The organism is Klebsiella sp. S69, assembly GCF_016516145.1.
GTDB classification, from domain to species: domain Bacteria; phylum Pseudomonadota; class Gammaproteobacteria; order Enterobacterales; family Enterobacteriaceae; genus Klebsiella; species Klebsiella oxytoca.
Genome location: NZ_JACVUU010000018.1, coordinates 86,387 through 100,036 on the forward strand (window position 1 = coordinate 86,387; position 13,650 = coordinate 100,036).

11 protein-coding genes and 1 pseudogene are annotated in these 13,650 nt (G+C 58.6%); 3 read left to right on the top strand and 9 right to left on the bottom strand.

The annotated features are described in order from the left end of the window. The first annotated feature begins 231 nt into the window (after window positions 1–231). Together IAE27_RS18105 and IAE27_RS18110 are read left to right on the top strand one after the other, a co-directional pair. Complete coding sequence (locus tag IAE27_RS18105; protein WP_049592000.1) at window positions 232–1,428, top strand: L-talarate/galactarate dehydratase; 1,197 nt, start codon at window positions 232–234, stop codon at window positions 1,426–1,428. Window positions 1,429–1,646: 218 nt separating this feature from the next. Continuing rightward, on the top strand, window positions 1,647–2,957 hold the full coding sequence (locus tag IAE27_RS18110; RefSeq protein WP_064396077.1) for an MFS transporter: 1,311 nt from the start codon (window positions 1,647–1,649) through the stop codon (window positions 2,955–2,957). A 65-nt stretch (window positions 2,958–3,022) separates the two neighbouring features. On the opposite strand, the gene IAE27_RS18115 is transcribed toward IAE27_RS18110, so the two are convergent. From IAE27_RS18115 to IAE27_RS18150, 8 genes and pseudogenes are all read right to left on the bottom strand, one after another. Beyond that, on the bottom strand, window positions 3,023–3,916 hold the full coding sequence (locus IAE27_RS18115) for a transporter substrate-binding domain-containing protein (protein ID WP_162556071.1): 894 nt from the start codon (window positions 3,914–3,916) through the stop codon (window positions 3,023–3,025). After that, window positions 3,913–4,692, bottom strand: a complete 780-nt coding sequence (locus tag IAE27_RS18120; protein ID WP_200092759.1) for an amino acid ABC transporter ATP-binding protein — start codon at window positions 4,690–4,692, stop codon at window positions 3,913–3,915. The genes IAE27_RS18115 and IAE27_RS18120 overlap by 4 nt, the downstream gene beginning before the upstream one ends. Next, window positions 4,676–5,605, bottom strand: coding sequence for an amino acid ABC transporter permease (locus tag IAE27_RS18125; protein ID WP_200092761.1), 930 nt, complete (start codon window positions 5,603–5,605; stop codon window positions 4,676–4,678). The genes IAE27_RS18120 and IAE27_RS18125 overlap by 17 nt, the downstream gene beginning before the upstream one ends. Window positions 5,606–5,614: 9 nt before the next feature. Then, on the bottom strand, window positions 5,615–6,124 hold the full coding sequence (locus IAE27_RS18130; protein WP_016807839.1) for a GNAT family N-acetyltransferase: 510 nt from the start codon (window positions 6,122–6,124) through the stop codon (window positions 5,615–5,617). A gap of 11 nt (window positions 6,125–6,135) precedes the next feature. After that, window positions 6,136–8,409, bottom strand: a pseudogene (locus IAE27_RS18135) (NtaA/DmoA family FMN-dependent monooxygenase). 30 nt (window positions 8,410–8,439) lie between these two features. Then, window positions 8,440–9,561, bottom strand: a complete 1,122-nt coding sequence (locus tag IAE27_RS18140; RefSeq protein WP_004101864.1) for an amidohydrolase — start codon at window positions 9,559–9,561, stop codon at window positions 8,440–8,442. Beyond that, complete coding sequence (locus tag IAE27_RS18145; protein WP_108703772.1) at window positions 9,558–10,559, bottom strand: LLM class flavin-dependent oxidoreductase; 1,002 nt, start codon at window positions 10,557–10,559, stop codon at window positions 9,558–9,560. Before IAE27_RS18145 ends, IAE27_RS18140 begins: the two co-directional genes overlap by 4 nt. Before the next feature lie 491 nt (window positions 10,560–11,050). After that, on the bottom strand, window positions 11,051–11,590 hold the full coding sequence (locus tag IAE27_RS18150; RefSeq protein ID WP_023329650.1) for an AAA family ATPase: 540 nt from the start codon (window positions 11,588–11,590) through the stop codon (window positions 11,051–11,053). Between the two features lie 268 nt (window positions 11,591–11,858). Between IAE27_RS18150 and ansP the strand changes: the two genes are divergently transcribed. Then, a complete protein-coding gene (gene ansP, locus IAE27_RS18155; protein ID WP_154022162.1) occupies window positions 11,859–13,316 on the top strand; it encodes an L-asparagine permease in 1,458 nt (485 codons plus the stop codon). 49 nt (window positions 13,317–13,365) lie between these two features. Here the strand turns inward: ansP and IAE27_RS18160 are convergent, their stop codons facing one another. Continuing rightward, window positions 13,366–13,587 (bottom strand): YgdI/YgdR family lipoprotein, encoded by a 222-nt coding sequence (locus IAE27_RS18160; protein ID WP_004101857.1) that lies wholly within the window; start codon window positions 13,585–13,587, stop codon window positions 13,366–13,368. Between the last annotated feature and the right edge of the window lie 63 nt (window positions 13,588–13,650).

Sequence of the window (13,650 nt, forward strand, 5' to 3'; positions counted from 1 at the left end):
CGTACATCCCTAATAGAATCAACGACCTGCCGAATTAAATGTTATCGCTATCATTATGATTTGTGATTTTTCACAAACCTTTTTGGATCGTGACCTGCGCTGCATAATTTTACCCTTTATAACCGCTAATTGTGATCGTTTGTACAAATTAAAATCACTAACGTAGCGCAAAATCAGCGCCGGGATTAAAAATGTTAGCGCAAACATTTTATTACCAAAAGGGAACTCACTATGACCTCGAGCGCAAATTCCGACTCCGTGACCTACGCCAAAGCTTCCGGCGTCAAAACCGCCGCTGAAACCGGCGACCGCATTGAACATGTCAAACTGTCGCTGGCCTTTCTGCCGCTGGCCACCCCCGTCAGCGATGCAAAGGTTCTGACCGGTCGGCAAAAACCGCTGACCGAAGTAGCGATCATCATCGCGGAAATCCGCTCCCGGGACGGCTTTGAAGGCGTTGGCTTCAGCTATTCCAAACGCGCGGGCGGCCAGGGTATTTACGCCCACGCCACGGAGATTGCCGATAATCTGCTCGGCGAAGACCCGAATGATATCGACAAGATCTACACCAAACTGCTGTGGGCCGGGGCTTCCGTAGGTCGTAGCGGCATGGCGGTGCAGGCAATCTCCCCTATCGATATTGCGCTGTGGGATATGAAAGCCAAACGCGCCGGGCTACCGCTGGCGAAACTGCTCGGTTCGCATCGCGATTCCGTGCAGTGTTACAACACCTCCGGCGGCTTCCTGCATACCCCGCTGGAGCAGGTGTTGAAAAACGTGGCTATCTCACGCGAGAACGGGATTGGCGGGATAAAACTGAAAGTCGGTCAGCCGAATACCGCTGAGGATATTCGCCGTCTGACGGCAGTACGCGAAGTCCTGGGCGATGACTTCCCGCTGATGGTGGACGCCAACCAGCAGTGGGACCGTGAAACCGCTATCCGCATGGGGCGCAAAATGGAGCAGTTCAATCTGATCTGGATTGAAGAGCCCCTTGACGCCTACGATGTGGAAGGCCACGCACAGCTCGCCGCCGCGCTGGATACGCCGATTGCCACCGGCGAGATGCTGACCAGCTTCCGCGAACATGAGCAGCTGATCCTCGGCAACGCCAGCGACTTCGTGCAGCCCGATGCGCCGCGCGTCGGCGGCATCTCCCCGTTCCTGAAGATTATGGATCTGGCGGCGAAGCACGGACGCAAGCTGGCCCCGCACTTTGCGATGGAGGTACACCTGCATCTCGCCGCCGCCTACCCGCTCGAGCCCTGGCTGGAGCACTTCGAGTGGCTGAACCCGCTGTTTAACGAACAGCTGGAGCTGCGCGACGGGCGGATGTGGGTTTCCGAACGCCACGGTCTGGGCTTCACCCTGAGCGAACAGGCCCGCCGCTGGACCCAGCAAAGCTGCGAGTTTGGCAAACGCCCTTAACCGAATTCCCCGCATGGCGGCATAAGGGCTACAGGCCCCGTAGCCCGGCCAAGGCGCATCAGGCGCCGCCCCCGGGAGAATACCGCATTCTCCCGGAGGCGATGCTGCGCATCTGTCCGGGTTACCGGTCCGCGGACGACTGAAAACCCGTAGCCCTGCCGGGGAAATACCTCTTATTGGCTGTACCCACAATAAACAACCCTGCAAAGGAGTTGAAGATGACTACACCCTTAAAACGCAGCAACGTGCGTTACGGCATATTACTGTTTTTATTTCTGGCTACCGTATTTAATTATGCCGACCGGGCAACGCTGTCCGTTGTCGCGCCTATTATGAGCAAAGAGTTAGGTTTTGATCCCGAGGCGATGGGGCTGGCTTTTTCAGTTTTTGGCATCTCCTACGTCATTATGCAAATACCCGGCGGCTGGCTGCTGGATAAATATGGTTCGCGGCTGGTCTACGGCTGCGCGCTGATTGGCTGGTCAGTCGTCACCATGTTTCAGGGAACGATCTATCTGTTCGCCAGCCCGCTGATTGTACTGGTTATTCTGCGCCTGATGATGGGCGCGATAGAAGCCCCCGCCTTTCCCGCTAACAGCCGTCTGAGCGTACAGTGGTTTCCCAATAAAGAGCGCGGGTTCGTCACTTCGGTCTATCAGGCCGCGCAGTATATTTCCCTGGGGATTATTACGCCGCTAATGACGATTATTCTGCATAATTTAAGCTGGCACTACGTATTTTATTATATTGGCGCTATCGGCGTGGTGCTGGGGATATTCTGGCTGGCAAAAGTGAAAGACCCGTCTCATCACCCTAAAATTAACCAGCAGGAGCTCGACTATATTCGCGAAGGCGGCGGCGAACCGGAATTAGGTACGAAAAAAACGCAGCAGAAATTAACCCTCGCACAGATTAAAAGCGTTTGCGTTAATCGCATGATGATCGGCGTGTATATCGGCCAGTTCTGCGTAACGTCCATTACCTGGTTCTTCCTGACCTGGTTTCCGACCTATCTTTACCAGGCCAAAGGCATGTCGATTCTCAAGGTCGGCTTTGTCGCCAGCATCCCGGCCATTGCCGGATTTATCGGCGGCCTGCTGGGCGGCGTGTTCTCGGACTGGCTGCTGAAACGCGGCTATAGCCTGACGACCGCCCGCAAGTTGCCGGTGATCTGCGGCATGCTGCTCTCCTGCGTCATTGTGGTCGCCAACTACACCACTTCGGAAGTGGTGGTGATCGCCGCCATGAGCCTGGCTTTCTTTGCTAAAGGGTTCGGTAACCTCGGCTGGTGCGTGCTGAGCGACACATCACCCAAGGAGATGCTGGGAATTGCCGGTGGGGTGTTCAATATGTGCGGCAACCTGGCGAGTATTATCACGCCGCTGGTTATCGGCGTGATCCTCGCTAATACTCACTCCTTCGATTACGCCATCCTGTACGTCGGTTCCATGGGCGTACTGGGCCTGTTCTCCTACCTGTTTATCGTCGGGCCGCTGGATCGCTTAACGCTGACCCCGCGCGCCGCCTGATTTAAAACTCTGGCGAGCCTTCGCCTCCGCTGTTTCGCATCACACTCCTGCGAAACAGCGGTTTTTTAGTAGGTAATCCCCGGCGGATTCACCTCCGATTGCCTCACCTCTTCGCCCTGCTCGCCCCAGCGGGCCAGCACTTTCTGATACTCTCCGCGCGCTATCGCGCCATCCAGCGCGGCCTGAAGCGCATAGACCAGTCCGTTACCCTTCCTGGTGGTGGTGGCGACATAAGCCTTTTTTGGCCCCAGCCCGACAACTTTGGTTTTACCGCTGAGCGCCGCTTTGTAAGCGGCTACCGACTGCGGCCCAAAAAACACGTCCGCGCGACCGGACTGAATATAGAGATTGCCCGAAGCGTCATCGGTCAGGTAGACCGGTAGCGCAGGTTGTCGCCCGGCGGCTTCGTTTTCGGCGTTCCAGCCGAGCAAAATTCGCTCCTGGTTGGTCCCGGAGCCGACAATCACTTTTTTACCAGCGAGATCCGCCGGGCCGCTCACGCTGGCGATCTCGCTGGTCGATTTTACGGAAAAGGCCAGCGAATCGACGCGATAGGTGGCAAAATCAAACTTCGCTTTCCGCTGCTCGGTTACCGCAATATTCACCAGCGCCACGTCGTAGCGCCCGGAAGTAATCCCCAACGGCCAGTCCTCCCAGGCGGTGGGCACCAGCTTTAGCTTCAGCCCGAGACTGCCGGCCAGCAGTCGTGCGATATCCGGGTCGCTGCCGATACGCGTGCGGTTATCGCTGGCCAGCAGCGCCAGCGGCGGCGAGTTGAGCGCTGAAATCGCCACCGTTAAAGTACCCGGTTCGACGAAGGCGTAATCCGCCGGGATCTTCGCCACCGCCTGCTCATCGCGGGTTACCGGCAGCGGCTGCTCGTTGGCGCGCAGGTCGATAGCCGCCTGCGATGCCGCAGATAAAGAGAGTAACGCCAGGGTCAAAAATCCGTTTCTCATGCCGCTAATACCCTCGATAAAAACTGCTGCGTACGCGGGTGCTGCGGATGGTTCAGCACATCGTCGCTGCTGCCCTGCTCGACTATCTTGCCGTCGACCATAAACACCATCCGATCCGCCACCTCTTTCGCAAAGCCAATTTCGTGGGTGACCACGACCAGCGTGGTGCCGGAGCGCGCCAGCTTTTTAATCACATCCAGCACTTCCCCCACCAGCTCCGGGTCAAGCGCGGAGGTGGGTTCATCAAACAGTATCACTCGCGGGTTAAGCGCCAGCGCCCGGGCAATGGCGATGCGCTGCTGCTGACCGCCGGACAGGTGCCGCGACCAGGCGTCGGCTTTATTGCGTAGTCCAACTACGTCCAGCAGTTCGTACGCCCGCGCGATAGCCTCCTTCCGGGTCGCCTGTTTATGGGCGATGGGGGCTTCAATCAGGTTTTCCAGCACCGTCAGGTGCGGGAACAGGTTGAAGTTCTGAAACACGTAGCCAACGTTGATCCGCTGGCGAAGGATCTCCTTCTCTTTCAGTTCGTAGAGCTTGTCGCCTTTACGGCGATAACCGATATAGTCGCCATCGATCTGAATAAAGCCTTCATCAACGCGCTCCAGATGATTGATCGCCCGCAGCAGCGTCGATTTTCCCGAACCGGACGGCCCGAGGATCACCGTCACCGTACCGGGTGCTATTTCCAGCGATACATCGTCCAGCGCTTTATGGCGGCCAAAGTATTTGCTGACGCCGGTAATGGAGATATGACCGTTACGAGAGTTGAGCATGGGCGGACTCCTGCGGTTGGGGACGATGAACGGTTTCAACAACGCGACGGCTGCTGCGGGCGCTATTAACCGCCGAGCGGCGCTCGCTGCGGGCCAGGCCGCGCTCGACCAGATACTGAATCAGCGACAGCACGCTGGTGATCGCCAGGTACCAGGCGGCGCCGACCATCAGCAGGGGGATCACTTCCTGGGTGCGGTTATAGATCATCTGGATGGTGTAAAACAGCTCCGGCATCGCCAGCACGTAAACCATCGCCGTCCCCTTGGCGAGGCTGATAATTTCGTTAAAACCCGCCGGTAAAATGGTGCGCAGCGCCTGCGGCAGGATAATGCGCAGCGTGCGGCGGCTGGCCGGAAGCCCCAGCGCCGCCGCCGCTTCATACTGCCCGTGATCGACCCCGAGGAAACCACCGCGAATAATTTCGGCGGTGTAGGCGCTTTGTACCAGGGTCAGCCCGACAACGGCGGTAGAAAACTGCCCCAGCACGCTAATGGTCTCAAAGCTGGCCCAGCGAATAGCGGTGAACGGAATGCCGATCGACAGGGTGTCGTAGAGATAAGAGAAGTTGTAGAGAATAATCAGCACCACGATCAGCGGCAGCGAGCGAAACAACCAGATATAGCCCCAGGCAAGGCTGCTCAGCAGCCATGAACTGGAGAGTCGCGCCAGCGCCAGCAGTCCGCCGAAGATAACGCTGAGCGCCGTCGCCAGCAGGGTCAACAGCAGCGTCTGCCCAAGGCCTTCGAGGATCACCGGGTCAAAGAACCAGCGGGCAAAGACGCCCCACTCCCAGCGCGGGTTAAAGGCAACTGATTGAATCACCACCGCCAGCACCAGCAGCACCAGCACCGCGCCCACTGCCCGCAGCGGATAGCGCGCGGGGACAACCTTAATCGTTTCCTGAGTATGCATATTGGCTCCTTAAGCGCTCTGGCTCAGCGCGCTGACCGCCAGCGCTTTCGTAAAGCGCAGCCGACCATCGAACGGCGGCAAACTGTACTCTTCCGGATCGCGGTTGAGGTCAAACTGCGCCTCGTAGCCCTGGCTCAGATAGAGCCGCACCGCTTCCGGCTGACGAAAACCGGTCGTCAAAAAGATATGGCTGTAGCCCGCCAACAGCGCCCGACGTTCCAGCTCCTGCACCACTTTCGCCGCCAGCCCCTGCTGGCGCAGACGACGATGGGTCCAGATCCGTTTGATTTCTGCCGTATGGGCATCTTTCGGCTTATACGCGCCGGTAGCGATAATTTCCCCCTCCCGCTCCAGCACGATAAATAGCCCCTGCGGCGCCAGATACCATTCAGTCAGCTCGACTTCGGCATCGCGGGAAAAGTAGTCGCCGTAGCGCGCGGCGTACTCGCCGAACAGGCCCTCAATAATCGGCTGCAGCTCCGGTGCTTCCGGAGAGACATCGCGGAATAGATCGCTCATCATGCCTCCTGTTAGTCGCCGAGTCCGGCCGGGTTAATTTCCGATTGCGGGATGCTCTCCACGCCTTCGCCCCAGCGACTCAGCACCTTCGCGTAATCGCCGCTGCGGATAGCGCCGTTCAGCGCCGTCTGTACCGGTTCAACCAGACCGCTGCCTTTTTTCACCGTCACGGCGATATGCGCCGCCTTCGGCCAGCCGCCGTCAACGCTGCCCACCAGCCTGGTTTTGCCGGTCAGCGCCGCTTTCCACGCGCCGATTACGTTCGGGCCGAAGAAGGCGTCGGCACGCCCGGACTGCAGCGCCAGGGTCTGGGCGGCGTCGTCTTTGGTGTAGACCGGCGTAAACGGCTTCAGCCCCTTCTTGAGATTCTCGGCGTTCCACGCTAACAAAATCGCTTCCTGGTTGGTGCCGGAGCCGACGATAATCCGCAGCCCGGCAATATCTTCCGCTTTTTCAATTTTGCTCAGCGGACTGGTGCTCTTGACGTAAAAACCCAGCGAATCTTTGCGGTAGGTGGCGAAATCAAACTTCTCTTTGCGCTCTTTGGTCACGGTGATATTGCTGACCGCCGCATCATATTTGCCGGAAGCGACGCCAAGCGGCCAGTCCTCCCACGAGGTGGGTACCACGTTTAGCTCCAGCCCGAGATTGTCGGCCACCAGGCGGGCGATATCCACCTCGCTGCCGAGCAGGGTTTTGTTATCATCAGAAAACACGGTCAGCGGCGGCGAATTCAGCGCGGCGACCGCGACGGTCAGCTTACCCGGCACCGCCAGGTGGAGACCCTTCGGCAGTTGGGCGATAGCCTGCGGATTTTTTGCCGTGTGAATCGGCGTTTTGTTGGCTTCGAGGCTCACGCCGGTGCCGTTGATCGTGACGTTCTGCGCCCAGGATGACGCGCTCACGGCCAGCGCCAGCGCCAGTAATAGCGATTTTTTCTGCGTTTTCTGCATAGCGGGTGTTCTCTATTATTGTTTTTGGAATTGATTGACGGGCTCTGCCAGCCCTAAACTTTCGCGCAGCGTGGTGCCGGGATATTCTTCACGGAATAATCCACGCTGCTGCAGGATCGGTACCACCTGGTCCACAAAACGCGGGAAGGTATCCGGCGTACCGCCCTGGATAATAAAACCGTCCGCCGCGCGCTGTTCAAACCACTGCTGTAGCCCATCTGCCACCTCTGCGGCGGTTCCGGCAAAACGCGGTCGCGGGCTGGCTGCCTCCAGCGCGACCTGGCGCAGGGTCAGGCCGCGTTCGCGGGCGTTGCGTTTAATCTCATCGGTGGTGCTGCGAAAGCTGTTCTGCCCGAGGTCGCCGATATCCGGGAACGCCTCATCCAACGGATATTGGGCGAAATCGTGATGCTCAAAATAGCGGCCAAGATAATTCAGCGCGTCCTCAATCGATACCAGCGCGGCGGTGGTCTGGTATTGCTGTTCCACATCGTCGGCGCTATCGCCAACGATCACGCTGACGCCCTGGAATATGTGTAGTTCGCTCTCCCGGCGGCCGTACGCGTCGAGCTGGCTTTTGACGTCGCGATAAAAGGCCTGCGCTTCCGCCAGCGAGTCCTGATGGGTAAAAATAGCGTCGGCATGGCTGGCGGCTAATTTTTTACCGTCTTCGGAAGCGCCCGCCTGAAAGATAATGGGTCGGCCCTGCGGCGTGCGGGCAATATTTAGCGGGCCGGCCACTTTGAAGAAATCACCGTGATGATTAAGCGTATGCAGCTTATTTTTATCAAAGAACTGGCCGCTCTCTTTATTACGAATAAACGCGTCCTGTTCCCATGAATCCCACAGGCCTTTAACGACCTGAAGATATTCATCGGCGATGCGGTAGCGCAGCGCATGATCGGGATGCTGCGCCCGGGAGAAGTTTTTCGCTGAGCCTTCGAGCGGCGATGTCACCACGTTCCAGCCAGCGCGTCCTCCGCTCAGATGATCGAGGCTGGCGAACTGGCGAGCGGTGGTAAAGGGCTCGCTGTAGGAGGTCGACAAGGTGCCGACGAGGCCTAAACGCGAGGTTACCGCTGCAAGGGTGGATAATACGGTGAGTGGTTCAAAACGGTTTAAAAAATGCGGGATCGATTTTTCATTAATATATAAGCCATCGGCAACAAAAATAAAATCGAGCTTGCCCTCTTCCGCTTTTAACGCCGTCTGCTTCACGAACTCAAAGTTAATACTGGCGTCGGCCAGCGCGGCCGGATGGCGCCAGGCCGACATATTTCCCGATGCGCCATGTAAGATAGTGCCAATGCGCAGCTGTCGTTGTTCAGACATCGTTAATCCTTAGTCTATGACCCTGAATAATTAAAGTTCTTTCAACGCCTGCTCTGCCAGATCGGCAAAGTAGTGCGCCGCCGGCGCGATTAAGCGCTCATCCGGGTTAAACGCCGGATGGTGAAGACCAAACTCGCTGGCGCTGCCGATGCTGACGAACGCGCCGGGAATATGCTGAAGATAAACGGCGAAATCCTCTCCGCCGAGATGGAGATCCGCATGGTGCGTGCGGTAGCCGGATCGATCGGCCACGTGGCTGGCGAAAGCCGCCCAGCGCTCATCATTGACCAGCGCGGTCGGCCCGGCGTACCAGAAGACATCGATCTGCGCGCCGAAGGCGCTGGCGAAGCCGGCGGCAATCTCGCTCACCCGCGCCTTCACCCGCTGCTGGACTTCGCTGCTGTGGGTGCGCAGCGTACCTTCCAGCTCAACGCTTTCCGGCAGGACATTCCACGTATTGCCGCCCTGAATCCGCGTGACGCTCAGCACCACGGAATCGAGGGTGTTCACTTCGCGGCTGGCGACGCTTTGCAGCAGGGTCACCAGCTGGCTGGCCAGCAGAATGGCATCCTTCCCTTCATGAGGCCGGGCGGCGTGAGCGCCTTTGCCGGTCACCTTAAACACAAAGCGATCGACGTTGGCATAAAACGCGCCGCCTCGGGTGGCGAATTCCCCCACCGGCAGCCCCGGTTCATTATGCATACCGAAAATGGCGGAAACGCCCTCCAGCACGCCGGCGCGAATCAGGGTTTTCGCGCCGCCGAAGCTCTCCTCCGCCGGCTGGAACAGAATGCGGACGCGTCCCGCCAGCTGCGCTTCGCGTTGTTTCAGTAGTAAGGCCGCGCCAAGGATCACGCTGGTATGAATATCATGCCCGCAGGCGTGCATCACGCCGGCATTCAGCGAGCGAAACGGCACGCTGGCCGCCTCTTCGATCGGCAGCGCATCAATATCGGCACGCAGGGCAATCACCTTATTGCCGCTCCCAACCTCGGCAACCGCGCCGGTTTTCAGATCATATGGCAACAGGCTGATGCCGCCGCTTTGTAGCCAGTCGCGAATACGCGCGGTGGTGTCGACCTCCTGCAGCGAAAGTTCCGGATACTGATGCAGCTCGCGCCGCCAGCGAATTAACTGTTCAGCAAGGCTCATGGCTGGACCTCCGCGCTCAGATGCGCCCGGGCCAACAGACGCAGGGAGTTAAGGCGCGCCGCGCCGTCGCTAATAGGCGTGTCGATGATAAATTCGTCGATGTTCCACGCCGACTGCAAGGCATCCAGCTGCGCTTTCACCTGCTCGGGGGTGCCGGACAGCACGGCCGATTCCCGCCGGGCGATACGCGTCGGCCTGCTGCCCGCCTGACGGGCAAAGGCGGTCGCCTGCGCTTCGCTGCCGACGGTCACCCGCAGACCGTTTTCCAGCTCAACGCCCCACGCTTCGACGGATTTTGCCAGCGCCGCGGCCGCTGCGGCCTCTTCGGCCACAATAACCTGAACGGCGATAATCGCGTCGCGACGGCTCAGTTCGCGCCAGCGGGTTAACACCTCCCGCAGCAGCTGCTTATCGCCGTTGAGATGGGCGGCGAAGACGAAGTTCCAGTCCAGCTGCGCCGCCAGCTGCGCGCTCTCCAGGCTGGCGCCGAGCAGAAAACCGTCGGCGCGACGCGGCGGGATTGGGGTTGCGCGGACGCTCTCTTCACCATCGGTTTCGGTCAGCGACAGCCAGTTGTCGAGCTGCGCCAGCTGGTCGGCAAAACTCCCCTTTTGCTGGAGATTAAGTCCCTGCTGCAACGCGCGAGTGGAGAGCGGCAGTCCGCCGGGGGCTTTGCCCACGCCCAGATCCACGCGGCCCGGGGCAAGAGAAGCCAGCATATTGAAGTTCTCCGCCACCTTATATGGGCTGTAGTGCTGCAGCATAACGCCGCCGGAGCCAACGCGAATGCTGCGGGTCTGGCCGAGGATCCAGGCAATCGCCAGTTCCGGCGACGGGCTGGCGAGCTGGTCGGTGTTGTGGTGTTCGGCGATCCAGAAACGGTGATATCCCCAGGCTTCCGCCTGTTGCGCGAGCGTTAATGTGCGCGCCAGCGCCTGGGCGGCCGTTTCTCCGGCCGCCAGCGGGCTTTTATCCAGGATACTGATTCGATAAGACATTTCGCAGGCTCATGTGAATTAACATGTCTGCATTATTAGAAGCGCCCGCGGCTGGAGAGAAACAATTTATTTACATGTGCTCTGCCGAAAATTAGATATGCGGTGAGGTAAATGTCCCCGGAGGCGATGCCACGTCACGACACATTCCCCGGGTTGCGGCGTAAACGCCTTACCCGGGCTACGAGTTCTAAAAGTGTTACCTATGTTCCCGGTCTGCTCTGTCACCTATGTTTCCGGTCATACACGGCGCCGCCCCGGAAAAGAGCGCAGAGTGACAGAATTTCCCGGAGGCGATGCTGCGCATCTGTCCGGGCTACGCGTCCTCAGCAGCCTGCGGCCCGGTAGCCCGGGCAGGCGCTTTGCGCCGCCCCCGGGGAAAGAGCGCAGAGTGGCAGGATTTCCCGGAGGCGATGCTGCGCATCTGTCCGGGCTACGCGTCCTGAGCAATCTGCGGGCCTGTAGCCCGGCTAAGCGCAGCGCGAGCCGGGGGATTATCGGCTATTCTGCCGAAGCTCGCGCACCAGCGCCTCGGTCTGCTGCTGGTTGCGTAAGCGCACAAAGCGAATATGTCGATACTGCGGATCCTGCATATCCGCCAGATAGCGGCGGCGATTATTGCGCCAGGTTTTTAGCGTCCAGAGAATAATGGAGTCCCGGCTAAAGAAGGAGCGGCGGAAGGTTTCACAGTTACCGGTGCCGGGCCACAGTTCCTGGCGTCGGCTGGCACGCGATGCCGCGCGCCAGATAGCCTGGCGCATCGTGCGCCAGAAGCTGTAATCCACCCACACCACCAGATCCACGTCGCGCCATTTTACCGGACGACTGCGGTTATAGTTGCCGTCAAGCACCCAGCCTGGCGCGGCGAGCGCGGCGGCCAGCTTAGCGTAGAACTCATCGTCCGGCGTCCCTTGCCACTCGGGCAGCCAGTAGAGCACATCCATTTCGATATAAGGCAGAGACAGTTCCTGAGCCAGCCGACGCGCGAGGGTAGATTTGCCGACGCCGCTGGTCCCTACTACGTTGATTTTCATCGTGGCCTCTCGGGCAAAACGCGGGCGGAAAAGCATAGCGCAATACCGTTAAAACGCTGAGCAAAATTTCCAGGGCGCCGGGGAAGGACTTAAACCTGCCGATCTCATTGATATTTAAGCAAGTGCTGTCGACAAATCTTTTACGTGCGTCCATTTTCCGATGCGTGTAGGATTCTCCGCCATGCTCGCTTATCTCATTCATCAGAATGATGGGAGAGCCAGCAGCACGAACCACTTCATGGACATTGACAGGAAAATAGCGACATCAATGAATACAAAACACTCTAGCGTAGCGGAGCAGCACGCTTCCAAACGCCACTGGCTAAACTCGCAGGAGTCCGGCTACCACAAGGCGATGGGCAACCGTCAGGTGCAGATGATTGCCATCGGCGGCGCGATTGGTACCGGCCTGTTCCTCGGCGCGGGCGCGCGCCTGCAAATGGCGGGACCGGCGCTGGCGCTGGTTTATCTGGTCTGCGGCCTCTTCTCGTTCTTTATTTTACGCGCGCTTGGCGAGCTGGTGCTTCATCGCCCTTCCAGCGGCAGCTTCGTCTCCTACGCCCGCGAGTTCCTCGGCGAAAAAGCGGCTTACGTTGCGGGCTGGATGTACTTCATCAACTGGGCGATGACCGGGATTGTCGATATCACCGCCGTCGCGCTGTATATGCACTACTGGGGCGCCTTCGGCGACGTTCCGCAGTGGGTCTTTGCCCTCGGCGCGCTGGCGATCGTCGGCACCATGAATATGATCGGCGTGAAATGGTTCGCCGAGATGGAGTTCTGGTTCGCGCTGGTCAAGGTACTGGCAATCGTGGCGTTTCTGGTGGTCGGGACTATTTTTCTTGGCACCGGCAAGCCGCTGGATGGCAATGCCACCGGTTTCCATCTGATCACCGATAACGGCGGTCTGTTCCCGCACGGCCTGCTGCCGGCGCTGGTGCTGGTTCAGGGCGTGGTTTTCGCCTTCGCTTCTATTGAACTGGTAGGTACCGCCGCCGGCGAGTGTAAAGATCCGCAGACCATGGTGCCGCGCGCCATCAACAGCGTCATCTGGCGTATTGGTCTGTTCTACGTTGGCTCGGTGCTGCTGCTGGTGCTGCTGCTACCGTGGAATGCCTATCAGGCCGGGCAGAGTCCGTTCGTCACCTTCTTCTCGAAGCTGGGCGTGCCGTATATCGGCAGCGTGATGAATATTGTGGTATTAACCGCCGCGCTCTCCAGCCTCAACTCCGGACTGTACTGCACCGGGCGTATTCTGCGCTCCATGTCGATGGGCGGTTCAGCGCCTAAATTTATGTCGAAAATGAGCCGCCATCACGTGCCCTATGCCGGTATTCTGGCAACGCTGGGCGTCTATGTCGTTGGGGTATTCCTCAACTACCTGGTGCCTTCGCAGGTGTTTGAGATAGTCCTCAACGTCGCTTCGCTGGGCATCATCGCCTCGTGGGGATTTATTGTGGTGTGCCAGATGCGCCTGCGCAAGGCGATCAAAGAAGGCAAGGCCGCAGACGTCAGCTTCAAGATGCCGGGAGCGCCTTTTACTTCCTGGCTGACCCTGCTATTCCTGCTGAGCGTGCTGGTATTAATGGCTTTCGATTACCCGAATGGGACTTATACCATCGGTTCGATTCCGCTGATTGCCGTTTTGCTGTTCGCCGGCTGGTTTGGCGTACGCAAGCGCGTGCATGATATTCACAGCACTGCGCCGGATATTGAAAAACCGTAACCCGTCCCTTTTGCGGTTTGCCCGGTGGGGCAAACCGCAACTGCAGAACTTAATTATCTTCCACCAGCTGAGCAACATCGCTGCTGTTAATCTGGCGCTTATTGCCCGACTCATCGGTATAGCTGGTCATGCCGGTATCTTTATCCAGCTTCGGTTTGCCCTGCGTCACAATGGTTTGCCCGCTTTTCGTCGTCATCACGTAGTTTGAGCTACAGCCTGCCAGCAAAGCCAGCATTGCGCCGGCGCAAACGACCATCAATGTTCTTTTCATCATATCTCCAGGATTAATGCCACCGTCCCGCTTGCGCAGGAAAGCGGTAAGTTTATAGCCATT